The following is a 23,922-nucleotide window of genomic DNA, read 5'->3' as shown; positions in this document are numbered from 1 at the left end:
TGGTCAGTTCGAGAGCATGCGGTCGACCCAGCCGAGGAACCCACCCTCGGCCCGCACCGGCTCCAGGGTTGGCGCTGAAACCTTTGCGGTGCGTTCGGTATGCGCGCGCGGCGGCAGGTATTTGTTGGTCGGGCGATAACCGAGTTCCGGCATCAGGTCGACGCCGCCACGCTCCCCAACCAGTTGCGACACCGCCGAGGCGGGGTCGCCGAGATCGCCGAAATGCCGGGCGCTGGTCGGACAGGCCGCGACGCAGGCCGGCACGCGGTCCTCCTCGGCCAGATTGTCATTGTAGATGCGGTCGATACAGAGCGTGCATTTCTTCATCACGCCGACATCGGTGTCGAACTCGCGCGCACCATAGGGGCAGGCCCAACTGCACAGTTTGCAGCCGATGCACTTGTCCTCGTCGACCAGCACGATGCCGTCCGAGGCCCGTTTGTAGGACGCCCCGGTCGGACACACGGTGACGCAGGCCGGCGTCTCGCAATGCAGGCAGGAGCGCGGGAAGTTCACCGTGCGGCCGCCCATCGCGGTCGTGTGCTCGTAGCTGTGCACGCGATTGAACCAGACGCCGTCGACATGGCCGCCATAGGGGTCGATGTCGGTCAGCGGCGCCATGTGGCCGCCGGTGTTCCATTCCTTGCACGCGGTGACGCAGGCCTGGCAGCCGACGCAGGTGTCGAGGTCTATGACCAGCCCGAGTTTTTTTTCGGTATGGGCGGGGACGCAGGTCATTTGGCGGCTTCCCTGTTCATGCGAAATTCGGCGCCGAAGCGAAGTGTGTCCGGCGATGGCTGGAATTGCGGCGGCTGATGGAAGCGCTCGAATTGCGGCTCGGTGAAACCGGCTTCCTGCGCCGCGCATTTGACGATGCGCACCTTGAGATCGAACCATGCCGCCTGGCCGGTCACCGGATCGGAATTCGAATACCGCCTGCCGTTGGTGTCTGCCGTGGTCTGGTCGCCGATTATGTGGTTGAGCAGGAAGCCGCGATTGCTCTCGGCGGCATCGTCCTTCAGCCCCCAGCTGCCGCGCCTTTTGCCGATCGCGTTCCAGGTCCAGACCGTACTTTCGTTCACGCCGTCGACCAGCTTGATCTGCCCCTTGACCCTGCCATTGATGCTTTCGATCCAGACCCAGTCGTCGTCGGCAAGGCCGAGCCCCGCGGCGGTTTTCTCGTGCACGAACAGCCGGTTTTGGCTGGTGATCTGCCTGAGCCACGCGTTCTGCGAGCCCCAGGAATGGTACATGTGCATCGGCCGCTGCGTCAGCGCATGCAGTGGGTATTTCTCGGGATCGACGGCCGCTTCCTCGAAGGGCATGTACCAGAAGGGCAGCGGGTCCATATAGGTCTCGATGCGCTGGCGCTCACCCTCCGGCGGCAGGACACGGCCATGGCCGCGAGCGGCAAGCCGAAAGCGTTGCAAGGGTTCGGAATAGAGCTGGAAGACGATCGGCTCCGCCTTGGCGATGAAGCCCATCTGCACCGCGAAATCGAGATAGGACCGGTTGGCCATCTTGTAATAGCGCTGGTCCTCAGCGAAATCGTGGTGCCAGAAGCCGCCATTGTCGATGTAGCGCTGCAACTGGTCCGGGTTTGGCTCGCCCTTGCCGGTCGAATTGCCGTCCTTGCCGCGCCAGCCGGCAAGCGGGCCGATACCGGGCGTGCGCTCGTGATTGACGATGTAGTCGGCGTAGTCGGCGTATTTGGCGGCCCCGTCTCCCCCGACGAAACCGGGCAGGCCGAGCCGCGCGCCCAGTTCGATCAGCACCGACTGGAATGGGCGCACGTCGCGGTCCGGCTCGACGACGGGATGGCGTATGGCATCGCCCGGTCCGTCGGCATGGCTGATCGGCCGGTCAAGCAGGCTGATGCAGTCATGGCGCTCGAGATAAGTTGTGTCGGGCAGCACCAGGTCGGCAAACGGCACGGTCTCGGAATAATAGGCATCGGAATAGATGATGAAGGGGATCTTGTAATTGCCCGCCTCGTCGCGGTCGGTCAGCATGGAGATGGTCTCGACGGTGTTCATCGAGGAATTCCAGGCCATGTTCGACATATACATCATCAGCGTGTCGATCTTGTATGGATCGCCGGCCCAGGCGTTGCGGATGACGGTGTGCATCAAGCCGTGCGCAGCGAGCGGCGCCTCCCAGGAATAGGCCTTGTCGATGCGGGTCGGCACGCCTACCTCGTCGACCAAAAGGTCGTCAGGCCTGCAGACGAAGCCGAGCGGCGCCCCTTCGAGCGGCGTCATCGGCCGGACGTTCTTGCCGGCAGGCTTCGGTCCTGGCGGCGCACAACGCGGATAGGGCGGTTTGAAGCGGAAGCCGCCAGGGACGTCCACCGTACCGAGCAGCACCTGCAGCAGATGAATCGCGCGGCAAGAATGAAAACCGTTGGAATGGGCTGAGATGCCGCGCATCGCATGCATCGACACTGGCCGCCCCTTGATCGTCTCGTGGCGGCGGCCGGCCCAGTCGGTCCACGCCACCGGCAGTTCGATCGTCTGCTCAAAGGCGACATGAGCGAGCTCGGCGGCGGTCCCGCGGATTGTGTCGGCGGCGATGCCGCAGCGCTCCGCGACCGCATCGGGCGAATAGCTCTCATCAAGGTATCGATCGGCGATGAGCTGGAACACCGGAACGCAGCGACGGCCGTCGAGGGTGAAGCTGCCGGTCAGTGCCGGTTTGGCGCTGGCGTCGGTAGCGCGGACAGGCACCTTCGCCACCCTGTCCCAGGCGAGCAGGTTGCCGGCGCTGTCGCGGACAAACAGCCCGTCATCGGCCGCGCCCGGATCCTGGATGACGAGCACATGGGCGTTGGTGTAGCGCAGGAGATAGTCGAGATCGACGCGGCCGGCCTTCAGGAGCTCGTGGATGAGGGCAAACACGAACAGGCCGTCGGTGCCCGGCCGGATGCCGATCCAGTCGTCGGCGATGGCGTTGTAGCCGGTGCGGCATGGATTGATCGACACCACCTTGGCGCCGCGCGCCTTGAGCTTGCCGAGGCCGATCTTGATCGGGTTTGAATCATGGTCCTCGGCGACGCCGAAAAGCATGAAATATCGGGTATTGTCCCAGTCGGGTTCGCCGAACTCCCAGAACGAGCCACCGATCGTATAAAGCCCGCCTGCCGCCATATTGACCGAACAGAAGCCGCCATGCGCGGCGAAGTTCGGCGTGCCGAACTGGCTTGCCCACCAGCCGGTCAGGGACTGCGACTGGTCGCGGCCGGTAAAGAAGGCGAGTTTCTTCGGGTCACTGCGGCGGATATTCGACAGCCGCTCGGTCGCGATCGAAAAGGCCTCCTCCCACTCGATCTCCCGGAATTCCCCCGAGCCGCGCGGGCCGGTGCGCAGCAGGGGCTTTTTCAGCCGGGCAGGGCTGTAATGCTGCATGATGCCGGAGCTGCCCTTACCGCAGATCACGCCGCGATTGACGGGATGATCCCTGTTGCCGTTGATGTAGCGGACCTTGCCGTCCTTGATGTGCACGTCGATGCCGCAGCGGCAGGCGCACATATAGCAGGTCGTCTTGGCGACGCGGTCGGAGACGGCGGGCGAGGTGTCGACGCCATCGTCCTCGTCGGGTGCGTTCGTGTCGGCGAGCGGGCGTTGGGACGGGGCGGAATTCGCGCCGCGCAGGGGTCCTTGGGTCATGATCCCCGAGCGCTTTTGCGGTTCGCGGCTTTGGCCTTGGTTTTCGGCCCGGGACCGCGCATGTAATGCTCTTCCGGATGATAGCGATCGCCGGACAGCCGCCGCCGCAGACCGCGGGTCCAATGCGCGAACAGGGACTTGAACCGCCCGATCATTTCATTCTCTGTCAATCGGTGGCGAATTTTTTCTAACTTCGATTGAAAACTTAGAATAAAGCTATCAACCCGTCTAATCAGTTGTTCTTGTAAATTCGATCGATATTGGTTCTTAATGCCTTATGACACTTGACCAGTTGCGGATATTCGTCGCTGTGGCCGAGCGTGGCCACATGACCAAGGCGGCGGAGTTGCTGGGCATTTCCCAGTCGGCGGCATCGGCCGCCATCCGCGCGCTTGAAGAGCAGCACGGCGTCCATCTGTTCAACCGCGTCGGCCGCAACATTGAGCTTGCCCAGACCGGTCACCGGTTCCTGCCCGAAGCCAAGGCCGTGCTGGAGCGAGCCGCCGCAGCACGCAATGTGCTGGAACATGTCTCGCAGACGGTTGCGGGCAGCCTCTCCATCGCCGCCAGTCTGACCATCGCCAGCTACTGGCTGCCGCGCCGGCTGGCGTCCTTCCACGAAGCCTATCCTGCTGTCAGGCTGAGCGTCAGCATCGGCAACACCAGGCAGGTCGAAGCCAGCGTGCTGGATGGAACCGCCGATCTTGGCTTGGTCGAGGGGCGCACCGAGTCCGATATATTGCGCCGCGCCAAGGTCGATATCGACCGGTTGATGTTAGTGGTTGCCGGTTCTCATCCCGAGATCGCCGAAATCGCGCCGGGCCGCCCCGACATAAAAGGGCTGCGCTGGATCATCCGCGAGGGCGGTTCCGGCACGCGCGAGGTGCTGGAGGATCTGGCGCGCCGCGAAGGGATTTCGCTTGACGATCTGCAGATATTCCTGGTGCTGCCGAGCAACGAGGCGGTTCGCCAGGCGGTCGAGGCCGGTGCCGGAGCTACCATCATTTCGGAGCTCGTCGTTGGACGCGCCGTCGCCGAAGGCAGCTTGCGGTCCGTGCCACTCGAACTGCCGAAACGCGACTTCGCCATGATCACACATCGCGACCGCCAGGCAAGCCTGGCCCAGATGGCGCTCAAGGCCCATTTGGGGGCCGACGAGAAGGCGTCCGCGCGTTCGTGAATTGTCCGGATATCAGCCGAACTTTCGCTGCGCGTCCAGCGCAAGGCCAAGTCCGACCGAGCCGAACATGTCGCCCTCGATGACCGAAGCCTGAGGCACCAGCGACAGGATTTTTTGTCTCGCCAGCGGGATCGCGGTGGATCCTCCGGTCAGGAACACGGCGGTGATGTCGGTCGGCCTGACCCCGGCGTCGCCGATGGTCTGGCCGACCGTGGCGGCAACGCGCTCGATGTCCCTGGCGATCGTGGCGTCCAGCGCCTCTCGGGTGATCTCGGCGGCGAACTGGACTTCCGGCAGCCTCACCTCGACATCGGCCGAGACCTTGTCGGTCAGCTCGATCTTGGCCCTTTCGACAAGAGCGGCCAGCGCGTGCCCGTACCGGTGCTCGACGATATGGATGAAGCGGTCGACGAGATCGGCGCGCTCGGCCTCGTAGCGGATCTGGCGCAGATGCGTCATCGCCTTGGCCGTATAGACCAGATTGATGCGCTGCCATGTCGCAAGATCGATGAAGTAGCTGGCCGGCAGGTTGCGCTTGCCGTCCTTGGTCGGGCTGAGGTAGCCGAGTTCGGGCATCACATGCGCGATGCTGAGCAATCGGTCGAAGTCGGTGCCGCCGATATGGATGCCGCGGCTGGCCAGGATATCGTCCTTGCGGTCAAGCGAGCGGGCACGCTGCGGCGAGACCCTTACGATCGAGAAGTCCGATGTGCCGCCACCCATGTCGATGATCAGCGCCAGTTCCTCGCGCGTCACCTTCTGCTCGTAGTCGAGGGCCGCCGCGATCGGCTCGAACTGGAAGGCGATATGCCTGAAGCCCTGGGCGCGGGCAGCCCCTTCGAGCTCGCCTTGTGCCTTGGCATCGGCCTCGGCGTCGTCGTCGACGAACTGCACCGGCCGGCCGAGCACCACGTTCTCGACGGCGCCGCCGGCATCCTCCTCCAGCCTTTTGCGCAGATGGCCGAGGAACAGGCCGACGATCTCCATGAAGCCGATCGAGCGCGCCTTGATGCGCGTTTTTTCCTGCGCGAGCGCGCTGCCGAGCACACTCTTCAGCGAGCGCATCAGCCGGCCTTCCACGCTGTCGGTGTAATTGGCGATGGCGTGGCGGCCGAAACAGGTGCGGTTGTCCTCGAAATTGAAGAACACCGCGCTTGGCAGCGTGACCTCGCCGCCTTCCAGCGCGACGAGGTGCGGCTGGCCGCTCCTGACCACGCCCACGGTGGAGTTGGAAGTGCCAAAATCGATGCCGGCGAATGCTGGTCGCATCGCAGCCTCCTGTCATCTCTGCCAAGGCAGCGGTTCGGCGCCGCCCGTGAAGCGTGCGCTCTCTGTCGTCCGGGGTGGCCGGACCGCTCTGCCGAATTGAATTGTGCGTGTTGCCCGGCGGGCCGGGAGGTGGCGGTCTATAGCATGATCCGGGAAAGGGAAACCCCTTTGTAGGAGCCTCAGTCCTTGCGGAATATCAACCTTCCGAGCCAGCCCGTCACCATGGCCAGCGATATGGCGAAGACGCCGTAGAGGAAGGAATAGTCGTGGGCGACACGGAAGATCGACTGTTCGAAACCGGATTTGCGGATTTCGAGCTGGGCCGAGCTCTCCTTGATGAACAGGCCGCTCTTGAACAGGAAGGCGCGCGCCTTGTGGGTCCCGACCGGAACGTTCGGCGCCAGCCGCACAGTGGCGCGGAACAGGGTCTGCGACAGGAACTGCACGCCGCCGACATTCTCGCTGTAAAGGCCGGTCGCGGCCTTGCGTTCGCGCAACGCCGCGGTGAATTCCTCGATCGTGGCCGGGCTGTCGCCGGCGTCGGCCGGCTGCATGTAGAGATTGGAAGCGCCGAGCGACAACTGCCTGTAGCTGTTCGGTTCGGTGATGTCCTGCAACGGTCGCGTCGTCGCCACCGAATAGGACACCGGTACGTTTTCGAAGGTCTCGGATTCCAGATTGACCCAGACGCCGAGCACCCGGTCCTTGCGGCGCACCACTACCGGCTTGGGCGGGCCTTCGAGCACGACGATGACATCGTAGCGGCCCTGGCGCGCCACCAGCGGATCGGGATTTTCCAGCGAACCGAAAATGGTCAGGTCGGCACCGGAAAAACCGGCCGTGATCGACACGCTGTCGGTGGAGAGCCCGATCTGGATGCCTTCGGTCGGCGGCGTCTGCGCCTTCGCGGCTGCGGCGGCGATCAATGATAGGAGAGCCACGGTTGCGAGCGCTTTCAGGCCATTCATCAGTTGAAGCCCGCGCCGGACAGCGAATAAAGATTGGGCGGCGTGACGAAGAGGTCGATGGCAAGCCTTATCGCAACCGCCAGCACCAGCATCGCCAGCAGCGCTCTCAGCTGCTCGCCGCGCAGCCTCTGGCCGGCCTTGGCGCCGTATTGCGCGCCGGCGACACCACCGGCCATCAAAAGAAAGGCCAGCATCACGTCGACTGTCTGGTTGGTGGTGGCGTGGACAAGAGTGGTGTAGGCCGAGGTAAAGATGATCTGGAACAGCGAGGTGCCGATGACGACGTTGGTCGGCACTTTCAGCAGATAGATCAGCGCCGGCACCATGATGAAGCCGCCGCCGACACCCATGATCGACGACAAGAAGCCGATGGCCGCGCCGAGCCCAAGCACGGGGATGACGCTGACGAACAGCTTCGAGGCCCTGAACCGCATCTTCAGCGGCAGGCGGTGGATCCAGTTGTGCTGGCCGGATTTCTTCAGCACCGGCGCCGCGCCGCTGCGCGTGGCGCGCAGCGCATTGATGCTTTCGACCAGCATCAGCCCGCCGACGGTGCCCAACAGTATGACGTAGAGCAGCGAGATGAACAGGTCGAGCTGGCCGAGGCTGCGCAGGAAAGCGAAGACGTAGATGCCGCCGGTGGAGCCGACGATGCCGCCGGCAAGCAGCACCCCGCCGAGCTTGAAGTCGAGCGTGCCGCGCTTCATATGCGACAGCGCGCCGGAGAAGGACGAGGCGATGACCTGGTTGGCGCCGGTCGCCACCGCGATTGCCGGTGGGATGTTGTAGAAGATCAGGAGCGGCGTGATGAGAAAACCGCCGCCGACGCCGAACATGCCCGACAGAAAGCCCACCGCAGCGCCCATGGCCAGCAGCACGAAGACGTTGACGGAAATTTCCGCAATCGGGAGATAGATGCCCACCCGTCGGTCTCGATCAGTTTGCCAGTCGGCGAATACCGCCGTTGCGGATAGTATCCCACCGAAAAGCCAATTTTTCCTTGCGCCGAAGCGGCGGCGGGGTCAAACCCCGCCGCCGCCCCGAAACAAAAAACATCTCAAGCAGTTAACAGGCAAATGTGTGGCAGGGCGTCGCGGATACGACGCTCCTGCCGCTATTTGCGCGCCAGCAACGCCTTGACCAGCTTTTCGTCGACCGCACCGGTCGCAGGCAGCTTGTTGTCGGTCTGGAACGCGACGATCGCGTTCTTGGTTTTCGCGCCCATCACGCCGTCGGCGCCGCCGGCGTCGTAGCCGTTCTTGTTGAGGATGAGCTGGATGTTCTTGACCGCCTTCTTCATATCGATGCTGGCCGTCGTCTGGGGCGTGCCGTCTTGCCAGGATTCGGGGATGTCGGCCGAATTGGCAGCCTGGTCGAGCGGCTTGGCCTTCCACAATTCGGTGGCGGCGCGGGCGCGCTCGAGTTGCTCGGGACGCAGCGCATTGGCGATCTCGTCGCGCTTGGCGGCAGCGTCCTTGTCGCCGGTCTTGGCGACGAGCGCGAACCATTTGTAGGACTCCTCCAGGTTCTGCTTCATGCCGACGCCCTTGGCGGCGAGGATGCCGAGATTGAACTGGCTGTCCTTCACGCCGAGATCGGCGGCCTCCTGGAACCAGTGCGCGGCCGATTCATTGTCGGTCACGCCGTCAGCGGCCATGGCAAACAGCACGGCCAGATTGTGCATGGCGCTGGCGTTACCCTGCTCGGCGGCGAGTTGGTACCAGGTCTTCGACTTCTTGATGTCGCGCGGGACGCCGATGCCCTTCTCGTAGAAATTGCCGATGCGATACTCGGCCGGGGCGAAGCCGAGTTCCGCGGACTTTTCATACCATTTGGCCGCAGCCGCCATGTCTTCCTTGACGCCGCGTGCCTCGGAATAGCGCGAGCCGATCTCGAACAGCGCCTTGGCGTCGCCGGTGGCTGCGGCGTCGCGCAGCGCGACCGGGCCTGCATCGGCGGGAATGTCGAATTTGGCCGTGGCCGCGGAAGTGCCGGCGGGTACGACAGCGCCGGTGCTGTCCTTGGCCATGGCCGGTACAGCCACTGTCGGTTGGATATCGGCGTTCACACCCGCCGTTTGCGCCTCGCCGGCAGCAACGGCCGATGCCGGGGTAGCCGGGGCCGCTGTGACGGGACCGGCGGAAGTGGGTTCTGCCGAAGCCATCGCGTCGGAAGCTGCCGCGCCGGCAGGCAGAATGGGAGCCATCGCCGCCGGAGCCGGTTCCGCCGCCGGGCCGGCGTTGGTCGGCCCATCGCCGTCCGACGGCATGGCGAGCGCGGTCTGCGCCACCATGTCGTCCTTGGCCGCCGGAGCGGAGGGCTCGGCCTGCCTGACCTCACGGGCCGGTTTGCTGTTTGCCGCCCCCAACTGGGTTTCCGCCTTCGGCGGGCTCGCGAGGTCGACGGATGCGGTTTGCAGCGGTTGCGAGGCAACGGCCGGCTCGTCATTGCTTGCCACCTGGGCGGGATCGGCGAGGAACGCCTTGCCAAGCTGCAGGCCGGCAAGCGCCAGCATGATCGCGGCGGCCGCCATCAGAATCGGCTTGCGCCGCGCCTTGAGCAGGTCGCCGATCCTGAGCGCCTTCACCGGTCCCTTCATCGTCGACTGGCGCTTCAAGGCGTCGGCCTCGGCGGCGGCGGCCTGCGCCGCGCGGCGGGCAGCCGCGATGAAGTCCGATTTCGCGGCATCGCTGTCGCTGAGCTTTGCCGGTTGCCCGCGCTCATCACGCACACGCTTCATGATGGCGTTGAGGTCGGGCGCGCCGGAGCCGGGCTCCAGTGGCCGGTTGGCCATTTTCGGGTCGAGCGGCTCGTCGAGATCGACGCTCGGGATTTCTGCGCCCGGCACCGAGCCCGCCGGCGGCGGAACGTCTGCTTCCTTCTTGCCCTTGAAGGCGCGCGCCAGGCCGCCCAACATCGATTTGCGGCGGCCTGCCGGCTCGCCCTTCCCGGCGATCGGATCGGAACCAAGCGCGGCCATGGCGGCGGCCGCCGCCGCCTCCGCGGGCGAGCGCGCACCCGGCCCGCGTGGCGAAGCCGGCTGGCTGCGCATGATCGCGGCTGCGCGGCCGTCGAGATCGGCCATGTCCCCGGTCAGCGGCATGGGCTCGTCGATATCCATCGACGGAGCATCCACGGCCATCTTGCCGGCTCGCGCACGGCGCCTGCCGATTGCTTCATCCGGGCGCGCGTCCAGGAGCTCGCTCACCGCCTCGGACGGTTCGCTTGTTTCCAGCGAACCCAGCCTGTCGACGATCTTGAGCAGCGTGTCGTGGATGGCCTCGAACGTTCTCGAGTTGCGCTCGTCGGAACGGCGCGTCAGCGTTTCGAGCGTCTTCAGATCCTGGGCAAGGCCGGAAACCGCCGACGTGTCGGCGCCTGAGCCGGCCAGCGAGCGCACCGCGTTCTCGGCCGCCTCGCGCGCCGCACCAAGGATGGAATCGCGCGTTCCCGCCAGCGCCTTCTCGATTTCATTGAGGCGTGGGCTGATGTCCTCGAATTCCGGCAGCGGTGCGCTGGGCCTGGACAGGTGGGCGGACAGGCTGGCGACTTGCGCCTCCAGGCTGCGGATCAGCGCCGGATCGATGCCCGCGACTTGCGCGGCGGACGAGTCCAGCCGGCTCGAAATGTCTTCGAGCCGGCTTTCCAGGCCACGGATCGCGGCCTCGCCGGCGGGATCGGGAATGCGTGTTTCCATGCGCTTGGCTAGCGCCGTGAAGCGGGCATCGATGGCTTCCATGATGCCGGCGCCGTCGACTTGCGGCATGCGCTGGTCGAGCCGGTCGGCGACCTCGTCCAGCCGGCGCTCAAGATCGCGGAACAACATGTTGCCCTGTTCGATTGCGTCGCCCTGGCGCCGTTCCATCATCGACGACAGCACGTCGAAGCGTTGCTCCAGCCCGTGGAAGATATAGTCGGCGTCGGGCATGGCCGGCGCCTGGTCGATCTTGTCGGCGATGAGCGCGATCTGCTTGGCCAGCCGTTCCATTGCCTGCTCGGGCAGGGCGGCGCGTCCGGCGAGTTCGTCGACCCGGCTCGACAGCGTGTTCAGCCGGTCGACGACGGCGTTGCCGGGGTGGTCCTGCGCCACTTCCTCGATCTGCCGGGCGAGCGAATCGATCCGCTTCTCGATGCGCTCGAAGGCTTCATGGTCGAGCGAATTGGCCTGTGCCGCGACGGTTGAGGCGACGATGGCGCGGGAGATCTCGTCCAGCCGCTCATCGATCATGGCCAGTGTGCTGCCGCCGCGATTGTCCTGCTGGCTGGCGAAATGATCCACCGCGCTGGCCAGCGTGCGGACCTTTTCCTCCAGCGAGCGCAGTGACAGCGATTCCGGCAGGTTGTTGACGGCATTGCTGATCTGCTCCAACCGATCGTTCAGGCCCGAAATGGCGGGGTCCGGTGAGCGGTTGCGCTGGTCGGCGTCGACGCGGTCCTCGAAGGCCGTCCAGCGCCGATCGAAATCATCCCAGCGGCGGTCGACCTTCTGCACGCTCTCCTCGCGCGCCAGCGTGTCGAGCGCGGCTTTGACCTGTTCGAGTTCGAGCCGCAGCATGTTGACGCTTCTGTCGTCGCTTTTTTCCGACAGCGTCTTGATGGCGCCGGAAAGCCGCTCGAATTCGAGGCCAAGTTCGGCGCTGCCCTTGCCCGAAGCGCCTGACTTGGCGTTTGTCAGCAGTGCGCGGTCGATGTCCTTGCGCAGCGCCTCGAATTCGCTCTGCAGCCCGGCAGTCATCTGGTGGCGCAATTCCTCGCGCATGCCGCGCAGCTCGCCGGCGATCTTGCCGACCATGGCAACGCTGTCTTCCTGGCCGCGGATGCGGTCGATATCGCGGGCAAGGTTCTGGTAGTTCTGGCCGACGGCCGGCGCCGGCATCGGAGCCTGCGGGTGCGGCGCCGGCTCCTGGTACCAGCGCGGCTGAGCGGAAGGCTGTGCTGCGGGATAGCGCGGTTCGGCGCCATATTGGCGGGGGTCGGGACGTCCTATCGTGTCCTCGCGCGTCCTCTCGAGGCGCTGTTCCAGCGTCTCCAGCGAGCGGTTCAGCTGCTCAAGCGTGGTCTGAGGCCTGCGCTGCCTGCCGGCGTTGAGTGTATCGAGGTAGGACCGCTTGCTGTTCATCGGTGCGTCCGTCTTTCAGATTGGCCGGTTTGCGACCAGCTCCCCAAATCCTCGCCGGAACGAAGGCGGCCGCACCACGGTGGAAGACAAGCTTCCCGGGGTTCACCCACGCTCCGAAAAACCGTGAAAAATTCGATACAGGATAAACACGGGTAGCCGACATGCGCACAATTCGCCCAACGTGGTAAACAACGCGTTAACCAAGCTTAAGAAGTTGCGACGAAGTTCGCGGTGAACCGGCCGCTGCGGCATAAAGCGCCGCCCGCACAACGCCCTTGCGTCATGAGAGGCCTATCGGTATAGAATTGACGTAAACGTAAAAGGCGCATCAAGCGTGCTGTTTGCGATTTGTTTGTCGAAACCACGGCTGGAAGCACGCCCCCGCTTTCAGTCAGGCATCGCTTGGTCCAGGACCGCGACGCCACAGACGGGGAAAGCCAGTGACCATGAAGCTTATCTCGGCCGGCGAGACCGCGGCCAATACCAACACTATATCCGTTGACTCGGGCGAGGACCTCGTCCGCATCGGCGAAATGGCCAAGAAATACGGCGTGACGCTACGCACGCTGCGTTTCTACGAAGACAAGGGCCTGCTCAACCCGCAGCGCGACGGTTCAACCCGCCTCTACACGCGCCGCGACAGGGTTCGGCTGAAACTGATTTTGCTCGGCCGCAAGGTCGGGTTCTCGTTGCGCGACGTCAAGCAGATGATGGATCTCTATGATCCCACCGGCTCCAACACCAAGCAGTTGCGGCTGGCATTGGACAAGTCGGAGAAGCAGCTTGCCCGCCTCCAGAAGCAGCGCACGCTCATCGATGATGCCATCAGCGAGTTGAGCACCTCCATGGCTGCCGTCCGGCAGATGCTGGTCGAGCGCTCGGCGCCGCAGGCGAGCGTCGCCGGCTGATTTGGCCCCGCCGCCTTGCGGCGCAACATCCATGATCGAAAAAAGCCGTGTGGCGAGCGCCACGCGGCTTTTTTCATTGAGGGTTCCACCGCATGCACTGCATCGCGTCCCGTTTGCTGCGATGCAGGAGAAATTTTGTCGCATTAGCTGAATTGACGTTTACGCAAACGTCAATTTTTGTTATCTCCCGCTGCAACACGGGTCCGCATGCCACCCTGACATGAATTCGGGGGTTTCGGATCAGGTCCGCAGGGTGGAGGAAGAGCATGCCGATCTACAGGGCGCCGGTGCAGGATACGCTGTTCGTGCTCAACGAGGTGCTGGGCTACCAGCGCTATTCCAATCTCCCCGGCTTTTCCGATGCAACGCCCGACGTGCTGGAGGCGATCCTCGCCGAGGGCGCCAAGCTCGCGGAAAACGTCATGCATCCGCTCAACCGTGTCGGCGACATGGAAGGATGTGTGCGCCATGACGACGGCTCCGTGACGACGCCGAAGGGCTTCAAGGAAGCCTTCGATCAGTATCGCGAGGGCGGCTGGATGGGATTGGCGGCACCCGTCGAGTTCGGCGGCCAGGGCCTGCCCTATGCCGTGCATACCGCCGTGGCCGAGTACATGGTGTCGGCCAACATGTCGCTGATGATGTATCCGGGCCTGACACAGGGCGCGATCGCGGCGATCATCACGCATGGCACCGACGAGCAGAAGGCCAAATGGCTGCCGAAGATGGTCGAGGGCGCCTGGACCGGCACCATGAATCTGACCGAGCCGCATTGCGGCACCGATTTGGGCCTGCTGCGCACCAAGGCCGTGCCGAATGGCGACGGCACTTACAAGATCTCGGGCCAGAAGATATTCATCTCGGCCGGCGAGCACGACATGGTGGACAACATCGTCCACCTGGTGCTGGCCCGCATCGAGGGGGCGCCCGAAGGGGTGAAGGGCATCTCGCTGTTCATCGTGCCGAAGCTCAAGCTCGATGCTTCTGGCAATCCCGATGAGAGGAACGCCGTCTCCTGCGGTTCGATCGAGGAGAAGATGGGCATCCACGGCAATTCGACCTGCGTCATGAATTATGACGAGGCGCAAGGCACGCTGCTGGGCGAGGCCAATGGCGGCCTCAAGGCGATGTTCACGATGATGAACGAGGCGCGGCTCGGCGTCGGCCTGCAGGGGCTGTCGCTGTCGGAGATTGCCTACCAGAACGCCGTCGCCTACGCCAAGGACCGCTTGCAGGGCCGCTCGCTGTCGGGGCCGAAGGCGCCGGACAAGAAGGCCGATCCGATCATCGTCCATCCCGACATCCGCCGCAGCCTGATGACCATGAGGGCCTTCAACGAGGCCGGCCGCGCGCTGGCGCTGTGGACGGCGATCAAGTCGGACATCGCCCATCGCTCCGCAGACGACAACGACCGCCAGGCGGCCGACGACTACACCGGGCTGATGACGCCGGTGGTGAAGGGCGTGCTCACCGACAAGGGCTTCGATCACGCCGTGATGGCGCAGCAGGTGTTCGGCGGCCATGGCTACATCGAAGAGCACGGCATGAGCCAGTTCGTGCGCGATGCCCGCATCGCCATGATCTATGAAGGCACCAACGGCATCCAGGGGCTCGACCTCGTCGGCCGCAAGCTGGGTCTGAACGGCGGCCGCGCCCTGCAGGCCTTCTTCAAGGAAGTCGGCGAGTTCTGTGAAGAGAACCGCGCCGACGAGAAGATGGCCCCCTTCACCAAGGCATTGAAGAAGAGCCTCAACGATCTTCAGGCGGCGACCATGTGGCTGCTGCAGAACGGCATGGCCAAGCCTGACAACGCCGGCGCCGCCTCGACCGACTACATGCATCTCTTCGGCCTCGTGGCGCTCGGCTATATGTGGGTGCAGATGGCCAGGGCCGCTCAAGGCAAGGCGGGCGCCAACGGCGCGTCGTCCTTCTACGACAACAAGCTGGTGACGGCGCGCTTCTTCATGGAGCGGATCATGCCGGAAACCGCGACGCGTCTCGCCCGCATCTCCAGTGGCGCCGACACGCTGATGGCACTGCCGGCGGAAGCGTTCTAGAAATATCCTCTCCCTTGAGGGGAGGGCGGTCCAAAGGGCCGGGAGGGGTCGCCGCGACAGCGCGCGGATCTCAATTTCGATGGCAGACCTTGGGAGGAAGATCATCGCATGACCAACCCAGCCGAAATCCTTGGCCTGCCGAAGCCCGCCTGGGCGGCGGACGAGGTCGGCATGCTCTACGACATGGCGCACCGCTTCATGTCCGAAGAGATCGCGCCGCGTTACGACGAGTTCGAGAAGAACGAAATGGTCGACCGCGAGAGTTGGCTGAAGGCCGGTGCCGCCGGCCTGCTCTGCGCCTCCATGCCGGAGGAATATGGCGGATCGGGCGGCACCTTCGCCCATGAGAGCGCCATCATCGAGGCCATCGGCCATGTCGGCGTCGACGGCTTCGGCATCGGTCTGCACAATTCGATCGTCGCCCCCTACATCCTCCACTACGGCTCGGAGGAGCAAAAGAAGAAATGGCTGCCGAAGCTCGCCACCGGCGAACTTATCGGCGCCATCGCCATGACGGAGCCCGGCGCCGGCTCCGACCTGCAAGGCGTCAAGACGCGGGCCGAGAGGGACGGCAACCGATACAAGATCAATGGCTCCAAGACCTTCATCACCAATGGCCAGCTCGCCAATTTCATCATCGTCGTCACCAAGACCGATCCGGACAAGGGCGCCAAGGGGACTTCGCTGATCGTCGTCGAGACGGACGAGGTCGACGGCTTCGAGCGCGGCCGCAACCTCGACAAGATCGGCCTGAAGGCCAATGACACATCCGAACTGTTCTTCAACGATGCGCGCGTGCCGACCTCCAACCTGCTCGGCCACGAGGAGGGACAGGGCTTCATCCAGCTCATGCAGCAATTGCCGCAGGAGCGTTTGCAGATCGGCACCGGCGCGATTGCCATGGTCGAGCGCGCGCTGGCCCTGACCATCGAATACGTCAAGGAGCGCAAGGCGTTCGGCAAGGCGGTCATCGATTTCCAGAACACCCAGTTCAAGCTGGCCGAACTGAAGACCGAGGCCACGATTGGCCGCGTCTTCTACAATGATTGCGTGGCGCGCCACATCGATGGCGGCCTCGATCCGGTGACGGCGTCGATGGCCAAGTACTGGCTTTCCGACCTGCAGGGCAAAGTCGTCGACGAATGCCTTCAATTGCATGGCGGCTATGGCTACATGAATGAATATCCGATCGCCCGCATGTTCCGCGACGCCCGCGTCCAGCGCATCTATGGCGGCACCAACGAGATCATGAAATTGCTGATCGGCCGCTCGCTCTGAGCATCGATCGGCAAACCCAAGGAGCAGGAAAATGGCCGAAGCTTACGTCTATGACGCCGTTCGTACGCCGCGCGGCAGGGGCAAGAAGGATGGCTCGCTGCATGAAGTGCCGGCAGTGCGGCTCGCCGCCAGGACGCTCGAGGCGTTGCGCGACCGCAACGGGCTCGATACCGCAAATGTCGACGACATCATCTTCGGTTGTGTCGACCCGGTCGGCGAGGCGGGGTCGGTCATTCCGCGCGCCGCGTCCTTCGAGGCCGGCTACGCGACCTCGGCACCCGGCATGCAGATCTCGCGCTTCTGCGCCTCCGGCCTTGACGCCATCAATTTCGGCGCCGCCAAGATAGCCCAGGGCGCCGATGAGATCGTCATTGCCGGCGGTGTCGAATCGATGTCGCGCGTCGGCATGGGCGCCTCGGGTGGCGCCTGGTTCATGGACCCTTCAGTCGGCCTGCCCGGCTGGTTCGTGCCGCAAGGCATTTCGGCCGACCTGATAGCCACCAAATACGGCTTCAGCCGGGACGATGTCGACGCCTATGCCGTCGAGAGCCAGAAGCGCGCGGCAAAATCCTGGGCCGATGGCCGCTTCAAGAATTCGGTGATCCCGATCAAGGACCAGAATGGTCTCACCATCCTCGACCATGACGAGCATATGCGCCCATCGACCGACATGCAGTCGCTGGCCTCGCTCAACCCCTCCTTCGTCATCCCCGGCGAAATGGGTGGCTTCGACGCCGTCGCGGTGCAGAAGCATCCGGAAGTGGAGGAGGTCAATCACGTCCACCATGCCGGAAATTCGTCGGGCATCGTCGATGGCGCGGCGGCCGTGCTGCTCGGTTCGAAGAAGGCCGGCAAGGCCATGGACCTGAAACCGCGCGCCCGCATCCGCGCCTTCGCCAACATCGGCTCCGAGCCGGTGCTGATGTTGACCGGCCCGGTCGACGTCACCGAGAAGCTGTTGAAGCGCGCCAAGATGAAGCTGTCGGACATCGATCTGTTCGAGCTCAACGAGGCCTTCGCCTCGGTGGTGCTGCGCTACATGCAGGCCTTCGAGATCCCGCACGACAGGATCAACGTCAATGGCGGCGCCATCGCCATGGGCCACCCGCTCGGCGCCACCGGCGCGATGATCTTCGGCACCGTGCTGGACGAGCTCGAGCGCCGCGATTTGAACACCGCGCTGGTGACGCTGTGCATCGGCGCCGGCATGGGCACCGCAACCATCATCGAACGCGTCTGACGGGGAGAGAAACGATGAGCTACACCAATTTCACCCTCGACATCGACGCCGACGGTATTGCACTGGTCACATGGAACATGCCGGACCGCTCGATGAACGTCTTCACCGAGGGGGTGATGCGCGAGCTGAACGCCATTGTCGACAAGGTGGCGGGCGACGCCGCCATCAAGGGCGCGGTCATCACCTCCGGCAAGGATACGTTCTCAGGCGGCGCCGACATCACCATGCTCCAGAAGATGCTGACGACCTTCGCGGCTGAAAAGGGCAAGGATCTCGAAAAGGCCACCAGGGCGCTGTTCGAAAATGCCGGCACCATGACCGCCCTGTTCCGGAAGCTGGAAACGTCGGGTAAGCCGTGGGTTTCTGCAATCAACGGCACCTGCATGGGCGGTGCCTTCGAAATGTCGCTGGCCTGCCATGGCCGCGTCGCCGCCGATTCCGACAAGGTGAAGATGGCGCTCCCCGAGGTGAAGATCGGTATTTTCCCGGGCGCCGGCGGCACGCAGCGGGTGCCGCGTCTCACCGACCAGCAGCAGGCGCTGCAAATGCTGACATCGGGCCAGAACCTGTCGCCGCAAAAGGCTAAGTCGATGGGGCTGATCCACGAAGTCGCCGAGCCTGCCAAGCTGGTCGAGACCGCGAAGGCCATGATCAGGAACGGCCTCAAGCCGGTGGCACCGTGGGATGAGAAGGGATTCAAGCTGCCCGGCGGCCCGGTCTATTCGGCGGCGGGCGCCAATCTGTGGCCTCCGGCCATCGCCATCCTGCGCCGCGAGACCTATGGCAATTATCCCGCCGCCGCGGCGATCCTGAAATGCGTCTATGAGGGCCTGCTGGTGCCGTTCGACACCGCGCTCAGGATCGAACAGCGCTATTTCACGGAGATCATGCAGACCAAGGAAGCGGCGGCGATGATCCGCTCGCTGTTCGTGTCGTTGCAGGAACTCAACAAGGGCGCGCGCCGCCCGGCCGGCGTGCCGGAAACCAGGTTCAAGAAGATCGGTATTCTCGGCGCGGGCTTCATGGGCGCCGGTATCGCCTATGTCACGGCCAAAGCCGGCATTCCGGTGGTGCTACTCGACCGCGACATGGAGTCCGCCGAGAAGGGCAAGGCCCATTCGGATGGCCTGATTTCGGATCAGGTGAAGAAGGGTCGTGCCAAGCCCGAGGACAAGGACAGGCTCCTGTCGCTGATCACGCCGACATCGGACTATGCCGAGCTTGCCGGCTGCGATCTCGTGGTCGAGGCCGTGTTCGAGGATTCCGCGGTGAAGAAAAGCGCTACCGAACAGGCGGAAGCGGCGCTGAAGTCGTCGGCGATCTTCGCGTCGAACACCTCGACCATTCCGATAACCGCCCTGGCCAAGAATTCGGCGCGGCCGAAGAATTTCATCGGCATCCATTTCTTCTCGCCGGTCGACAGGATGATGCTGGTCGAAATCATCCTTGGCAAGAAGACCGGTGACAAGGCGCTGGCCACCGCGATCGACTTCGTGCGCGCCATCAAGAAAACGCCGATCGTCGTCAACGATACGCGCGGCTTCTACGTCAACCGCTGCGTCCTGCGCTACATGTCGGAAGCCTATAAGATGTTGATCGAGGGCGTTCCGGCGGCGATGATCGAGAACGCCGCGAAGGCCGCCGGCATGCCGGTCGGCCCGCTGGCGTTGACCGACGAGACGGCCATCGACCTCGCCCAGAAGATCATGAAGCAGACCATCAGGGATCTCGGCGACAAGGCGGTCGACCCGAAGCAGATGGCGCTGATCAACACCATGGTCGACGACCACGGCCGCTTCGGCCGCAAGAACGGCAAGGGCTTCTACGACTATCCGGCCAAGCCGGCCAAGAAGAAGCTGTGGCCGGGCCTCAAGGAGCTCTATCCGCAGCTCAAGCCGGAGAAGGTCGACTATGCGGAATTGCAGCAGCGCCTGCTGGTCACCATCGCGTTGGAAGCGGCTCGGGTGATGGAGGAGGGCATCGTCACCGATCCGCGCGAGGCCGATGTCGGCTCGATCCTGGCCTTCGGCTTCGCACCCTATACGGGCGGCGTACTGTCCTACATCGATGGCATCGGCGCCGGGCAGTTCGTCAAGATCGCAAAGAGCTTGCAGAAGAAATACGGCGCCGAGTTCAAGGCGCCCAGGCTGCTGCTCGACATGGCCGAGAAGGGCGAGACTTTCTACCAGCGCTTCGACCCCTACGCGAAGGGCGACGTGAAGCAGGCGGCCTGAGCGTGGCCGGAATCAAAGGTGCCGCGGCGTCCCTTGCGCGTCCGAAAAGACGCGCCGCGCCCTAATGTATGTCTGGGGACGCCTTGCGCGCATGATGGCAACGGCGGGCAGCCGTGGCTCCTACCAGATGGGTGACGAAAGCCGGTTGGCCTTTCGCTGCCTGCCGACGGACATCGATTTCAACCGCCATCTCAACAATGCCCGCTATATGATGCTGGCGGACCTTGGCCGTATCGATATCTTCATCCGCGCCGGCCTCATCAGGCTGGCGAGAACGAATGGCTGGGCGCCGATGATCGGCGGGCTGCAATCGGCCTATGTGCGTGAGATCAAACTGTGGCGGCGTTTCGAAGTGGTGTCTTCGATCGAGACTTGGGAAGGCAGCCAGGTCATCGGCAAGCACCGTTTCGTCCTCGACAACGGCGAGACCGCCGCATTGATCATGACGACGGCCGGCGTCTACGACCGCAACGCCCGGCGCTTTCTCGATATTGACGAGGTCGTCGCCGCGCTTGGGCGCTCCGCCCAGCCGCGTCCGCCCAGCGAAGCCGAGCGGGCGTTCATGGCCTCGCATCAAAACCTGCGCGATCAGGCCAAGCGGACGGGTTGACCTGGAAACCGGAATTGGCGCGGCCAGCAAAGATGTGGTGCGATGGCACAGCCGGTGGACAAACCTTCATTCGAAGACTAGAAAGGAAAGGCATTTTTTCCTTTTTGCAAGGAGAGCGGAATTGCTCTCGCATGATCGTGTATGGGCCGCCATCGACGCTCTGGCCGAGCGGTATTCGCTCTCGGCTTCCGGCCTGGCGAAGCGGGCCGGCCTTGATTCGACCGCCTTCAACAAGTCGAAGCGACTGTCGTCGGACGGCAGGCCGCGCTGGCCCTCGACCGAATCGCTGGCCAAGATCATCGAGGCGACGGGCGCTTCGCTCGACGAATTCACCGGGCTGATAGAAGGTCGGGCCGGCCACGGCGCGATGCCCGCCCGCGGGCGGGCCGTTCCGTTGCTCGGCTTTGCCCAGGCCGGCGCCGGCGGTTTTTTCGACGATGCCGGCTTCCCGGCCGGTCAAGGCTGGGATCTGGTGGAACTGCCGGCGCAATCGACCGAGAGTTCCTATGCGCTTCAGGTGCAAGGCGATTCCATGCTGCCGCTCTACCGCAATGGCGACGTGCTCATCGTCGAGCCGGCAGCCCTCATCCGCAAGGGCGATCGCGTCGTCGTCAAGACGACCGGCGGCGAAGTGATGGCCAAGGTGCTCGATCGCCAGACCGCCAGGTCGATCGCACTGGTTTCGCTCAATCCCGATCATCCGGACCGCGACATTCCGATGCGCGAGGTTGAATGGGTGGCGCGGATCGTCTGGGCAAGCCAATAGGGTGCGGGCGGGTGCGGCTTCCTCATCTTGTCCTTGCGGTTCTGATGATCCCGGTGATGGCCGCCCTGGTGGTCGCCGGCGGCCGCGCGCTGAAGGGCGGCGAAACTGCCGTCGCGGTGGAACAGATCGATCCGAGCGCCGACATGGTCTCCGAGCCAGGCACCGACGGCGTGCCGGAGGAGCCGGCCACATCGGCCATTGCCGCTCCGCCGCCCTCTGCCGCTAGCCCGCACTCGCGTGCGATCGATCCCCAGGTCGTCGCGCCACCGGAGCTTCCCAGCAAGGAGCTGGAGCGGGTGGAGCCGCGCGCGCCGCTAAGCAAGCTGGCGCTGGCCATGCCGCCCAAGCCGAAAATGCCGGACGACTGGAAAGGGACGAAGCTGTTCCAGCCGGTCGCGCCCGCCGCCGGCCTGATCGAGGCGAAGGGCTATTCGGTCGCGGTTTCCGGCATCGACATTGTCGGGCAGGACGAGACCTGCACCTCGGACGGTAAATCCTGGCCCTGCGGTGTCCGTGCGCGCACGGCGTTCCGCGCCTTCCTGCGCGGCCGGGCGGTGGTCTGCGCCGTGCCGCCGGAAGGCGGCCGCGACCTGATCGCGGCCGACTGCCGGATCGGCAAGCAGGATGTCGGCCAATGGCTGGTCGAGAACGGCTGGGCGCGCGCCGCCAAAGGCGGCCCTTATGTCGAAGTAGGGGAAAAGGCGCGCAGCGAAAGGAAAGGCATTTTTGGATCGGCGCCAAGCCTTTCAGGCGTGCCTTCGGTGCCGGCCGCACCTGCCCCGGCGCCGCAAGCGGCGGGTTCGATCCTGGAAGAGGTCGACGGCGTTCTCAAGCCAGCTGACCAGCCAACGCCTTCTGAATGAGCCCGCGCGTCTCGGCAATGCCGTAGAGTGCCGCGAACGAGCCGAAGCGCGGGCCGCGCTCCTGGCCGATCAGCACCTGATAGATCATCTGGAAGAAGGCGCCCGAAACGCCGGGACCACCTTCGGGACTCTTCTTGGAATGGTCCTGATAGCGTTCCACCTTGCGTGCGACGTTGAGCGCGGCGTTCTGGATCGCCTCGCCGTCCGAGCCCGCCGGCAGGGCGCCAAGCGCCTGTTCCAACGCTTCCAGCGCCTGCCGCTCGACGTCGTCGGGCGCGCGGAAGGTCTTCGTCGGCTTCACGAAATCGTCGAAATAGCGGATCGCATAACCCGTCAGCCTGTCCAGCTCAGGATGGGTCGCCGGCGTCACGCCACGCACGTGGCGCGAGATGAAGCCCCACAGCACGTCCTTGTTCTGCGCATTGGAGGCGCTGACCAGGTTGAGCAGCAACGAGAACGGCACGGGCATGTCGACGGCGGGCGGATTGCCGTCGTGCATGTGCCAGACCGGGTTGCCCAGCCGTTCCTTCCAGTCCTGCCTCCGATAGGCTGCAAGGAAGGTGTAATATTCGTCCACCGCCCGCGGGATGACGTCGAAATAGAGCTTCTTGGCCTGCCGCGGCCGCTGGTACATATAGAGGCCCAGGCTCTCCGTCGGCGCATAAGTCAGCCACTCGTCGATGGTCAGCCCATTGCCCTTGGATTTGGAGATCTTCTGGCCGTTCTCATCCAGGAACAGCTCGTAGACGAAATGCTCCGGCGCGTGCCCACCCAGGATGTTGCAGATGCGGTCGTAGACCACTGCATTGGTCTGATGGTCCTTGCCGAACATCTCGAAATCGACCCCGAGGGCCGCCCAGCGCATGCCGAAATCGGGCTTCCACTGCAGCTTCACCTTGCCGCCGGTAACCGGAAGCGTGGTCTCGGTACCATCATCGTCGAAAGTGATGGTGCCCGCCCTGGCATCCACATGCTTCATGGGTACGTAGAGCACGCGGCCGCTCTTCGGCGAGATCGGCAAGAACGGGCTGTAGGTCGCCTGCCGCTCCTCTCCCAGCGTCGGCAGCATCACCGCCATGATCTGGTCGTAGCGTTCGGCCGCGCGCAACAGCATCGCGTCGAAGCGGCCGGTCTTGTAGTACTGCGTCGCGCTGGCGAACTCGTAGTCGAAGCCGAACGTATCGAGGAAGCGGCAGAGCATCGCATTGTTGTGGTCGGCGAAACTCGCATAGTCGCCGCCGAAAGGGTTGGGTACCGAAGACAGCGGCTTGTGCAGATGCGGCTCCAGCGCCGCGCGATCCGGCACGCTGTCGGGTATCTTGCGCATGCCGTCCATGTCGTCGGAAAAGCACAGCAGCTTGGTAGCGACCTTGTCCTGCGTGATGACGCGGAAGGCATGCCGCACCATCGAGGTGCGCGCCACCTCGCCGAACGTGCCGATATGCGGCAGGCCGGACGGGCCATATCCGGTTTCGAAGAGCACGGTTTGCGGGAGTTCGCGGCCCTTGTAGCGCTCGATGATCTTGCGGGCTTCCTCGAACGGCCACGCCTTGCTTTCGGCGGCCGCCGCCAGCACTTCGGGATTGAGATCGATGATGTTTGATCCCGCCATGTCACTGTTTTCCAAAATTAGACGCCGGCAAAGCCGCAAGTGAGGATTTTCAACCGGTCTCTATGCGCGCCTGACCGGAGCGTCAACGAGCGCGGCGCTTTTTCCTTGCAGCGCAGGGAACGCGTTCCTACCTTCGCAGCCCGTATCGAGGAG

At 64.2% G+C, this 23,922-nt stretch carries 17 protein-coding genes; 9 read left to right on the top strand and 8 right to left on the bottom strand.

Annotation, left to right across the window (positions count from 1 at the left end; genetic code table 11):
* Positions 1 to 3: 3 nt before the first annotated feature.
* Genes FJ964_RS08915 through FJ964_RS30945 form a run of 3 tightly spaced genes read right to left on the bottom strand, consistent with a single transcriptional unit; the run spans position 4 to position 3,820 of the window.
* Entirely contained in the window at positions 4 to 738 is a 735-nt protein-coding gene (locus FJ964_RS08915; RefSeq protein WP_140550053.1) for a 4Fe-4S dicluster domain-containing protein, read from the bottom strand.
* The gene (locus FJ964_RS08910; RefSeq protein WP_140550052.1) at positions 735 to 3,665 is read right to left on the bottom strand and encodes a molybdopterin oxidoreductase family protein; all 2,931 of its coding nucleotides are present in this window, start codon (positions 3,663 to 3,665) and stop codon (positions 735 to 737) included. Before FJ964_RS08910 ends, FJ964_RS08915 begins: the two co-directional genes overlap by 4 nt.
* A complete protein-coding gene (locus FJ964_RS30945) occupies positions 3,662 to 3,820 on the bottom strand; it encodes a hypothetical protein (RefSeq protein ID WP_181172418.1) in 159 nt (52 codons plus the stop codon). The genes FJ964_RS08910 and FJ964_RS30945 overlap by 4 nt, the downstream gene beginning before the upstream one ends.
* 122 nt (positions 3,821 to 3,942) lie before the next feature.
* Here FJ964_RS30945 and FJ964_RS08905 point away from each other — a divergent pair, with 122 nt between their 5' ends.
* Positions 3,943 to 4,845 (top strand): LysR family transcriptional regulator, encoded by a 903-nt coding sequence (locus tag FJ964_RS08905; RefSeq protein WP_140496685.1) that lies wholly within the window; start codon positions 3,943 to 3,945, stop codon positions 4,843 to 4,845.
* A 12-nt stretch (positions 4,846 to 4,857) separates the two neighbouring features.
* Here the strand turns inward: FJ964_RS08905 and FJ964_RS08900 are convergent, their stop codons facing one another.
* The 4 genes from FJ964_RS08900 to FJ964_RS08885 all read right to left on the bottom strand — a co-directional run bounded on the left by FJ964_RS08900 (position 4,858) and on the right by FJ964_RS08885 (position 12,201).
* On the bottom strand, positions 4,858 to 6,114 hold the full coding sequence (locus tag FJ964_RS08900) for an Hsp70 family protein (RefSeq protein ID WP_140550051.1): 1,257 nt from the start codon (positions 6,112 to 6,114) through the stop codon (positions 4,858 to 4,860).
* A gap of 179 nt (positions 6,115 to 6,293) precedes the next feature.
* Positions 6,294 to 7,082: a TIGR02186 family protein gene (locus FJ964_RS08895; protein ID WP_140550050.1), complete on the bottom strand. Its 789-nt coding sequence runs from the start codon at positions 7,080 to 7,082 to the stop codon at positions 6,294 to 6,296.
* Positions 7,082 to 8,005, bottom strand: a complete 924-nt coding sequence (locus FJ964_RS08890; RefSeq protein WP_140550049.1) for a sulfite exporter TauE/SafE family protein — start codon at positions 8,003 to 8,005, stop codon at positions 7,082 to 7,084. The genes FJ964_RS08895 and FJ964_RS08890 overlap by 1 nt, the downstream gene beginning before the upstream one ends.
* A gap of 191 nt (positions 8,006 to 8,196) precedes the next feature.
* Positions 8,197 to 12,201, bottom strand: coding sequence for a peptidoglycan-binding protein (locus tag FJ964_RS08885; protein WP_140550048.1), 4,005 nt, complete (start codon positions 12,199 to 12,201; stop codon positions 8,197 to 8,199).
* A 446-nt stretch (positions 12,202 to 12,647) separates the two neighbouring features.
* On the opposite strand from FJ964_RS08885, the gene FJ964_RS08880 reads away from it, so the two are divergent.
* The 8 genes from FJ964_RS08880 (at position 12,648) to FJ964_RS08845 (ending at position 22,157) form a co-directional block, all read left to right on the top strand.
* On the top strand, positions 12,648 to 13,109 hold the full coding sequence (locus FJ964_RS08880; RefSeq protein WP_140497287.1) for a MerR family DNA-binding transcriptional regulator: 462 nt from the start codon (positions 12,648 to 12,650) through the stop codon (positions 13,107 to 13,109).
* A gap of 266 nt (positions 13,110 to 13,375) precedes the next feature.
* A complete protein-coding gene (locus FJ964_RS08875) occupies positions 13,376 to 15,166 on the top strand; it encodes an acyl-CoA dehydrogenase (RefSeq protein WP_140550047.1) in 1,791 nt (596 codons plus the stop codon).
* A 108-nt stretch (positions 15,167 to 15,274) separates the two neighbouring features.
* Positions 15,275 to 16,444: an acyl-CoA dehydrogenase family protein gene (locus FJ964_RS08870; protein ID WP_140550046.1), complete on the top strand. Its 1,170-nt coding sequence runs from the start codon at positions 15,275 to 15,277 to the stop codon at positions 16,442 to 16,444.
* Between the two features lie 31 nt (positions 16,445 to 16,475).
* On the top strand, positions 16,476 to 17,684 hold the full coding sequence (locus tag FJ964_RS08865; RefSeq protein ID WP_140550045.1) for an acetyl-CoA C-acetyltransferase: 1,209 nt from the start codon (positions 16,476 to 16,478) through the stop codon (positions 17,682 to 17,684).
* Positions 17,685 to 17,698: 14 nt separating this feature from the next.
* Positions 17,699 to 19,918 (top strand): 3-hydroxyacyl-CoA dehydrogenase NAD-binding domain-containing protein, encoded by a 2,220-nt coding sequence (locus FJ964_RS08860; protein ID WP_140550044.1) that lies wholly within the window; start codon positions 17,699 to 17,701, stop codon positions 19,916 to 19,918.
* A gap of 64 nt (positions 19,919 to 19,982) precedes the next feature.
* The gene (locus tag FJ964_RS08855) at positions 19,983 to 20,528 is read left to right on the top strand and encodes a thioesterase family protein (RefSeq protein WP_140550043.1); all 546 of its coding nucleotides are present in this window, start codon (positions 19,983 to 19,985) and stop codon (positions 20,526 to 20,528) included.
* Between the two features lie 121 nt (positions 20,529 to 20,649).
* Positions 20,650 to 21,294 (top strand): helix-turn-helix transcriptional regulator, encoded by a 645-nt coding sequence (locus FJ964_RS08850; protein ID WP_140496665.1) that lies wholly within the window; start codon positions 20,650 to 20,652, stop codon positions 21,292 to 21,294.
* An 11-nt stretch (positions 21,295 to 21,305) separates the two neighbouring features.
* Positions 21,306 to 22,157: a thermonuclease family protein gene (locus tag FJ964_RS08845; protein WP_348642853.1), complete on the top strand. Its 852-nt coding sequence runs from the start codon at positions 21,306 to 21,308 to the stop codon at positions 22,155 to 22,157.
* Here the strand turns inward: FJ964_RS08845 and FJ964_RS08840 are convergent.
* The gene (locus FJ964_RS08840; RefSeq protein ID WP_140550042.1) at positions 22,123 to 23,769 is read right to left on the bottom strand and encodes a lysine--tRNA ligase; all 1,647 of its coding nucleotides are present in this window, start codon (positions 23,767 to 23,769) and stop codon (positions 22,123 to 22,125) included. The genes FJ964_RS08845 and FJ964_RS08840 overlap by 35 nt on opposite strands.
* Positions 23,770 to 23,922 lie beyond the last annotated feature (153 nt).

Origin of the sequence: Mesorhizobium sp. B2-3-2 (assembly GCF_006442295.1) — a bacterium.
In the GTDB taxonomy this organism is placed as follows: domain Bacteria; phylum Pseudomonadota; class Alphaproteobacteria; order Rhizobiales; family Rhizobiaceae; genus Mesorhizobium.
Note: the sequence above shows the minus strand (reverse complement) of the source record. Positions and strands in the feature narration are given on the sequence as shown.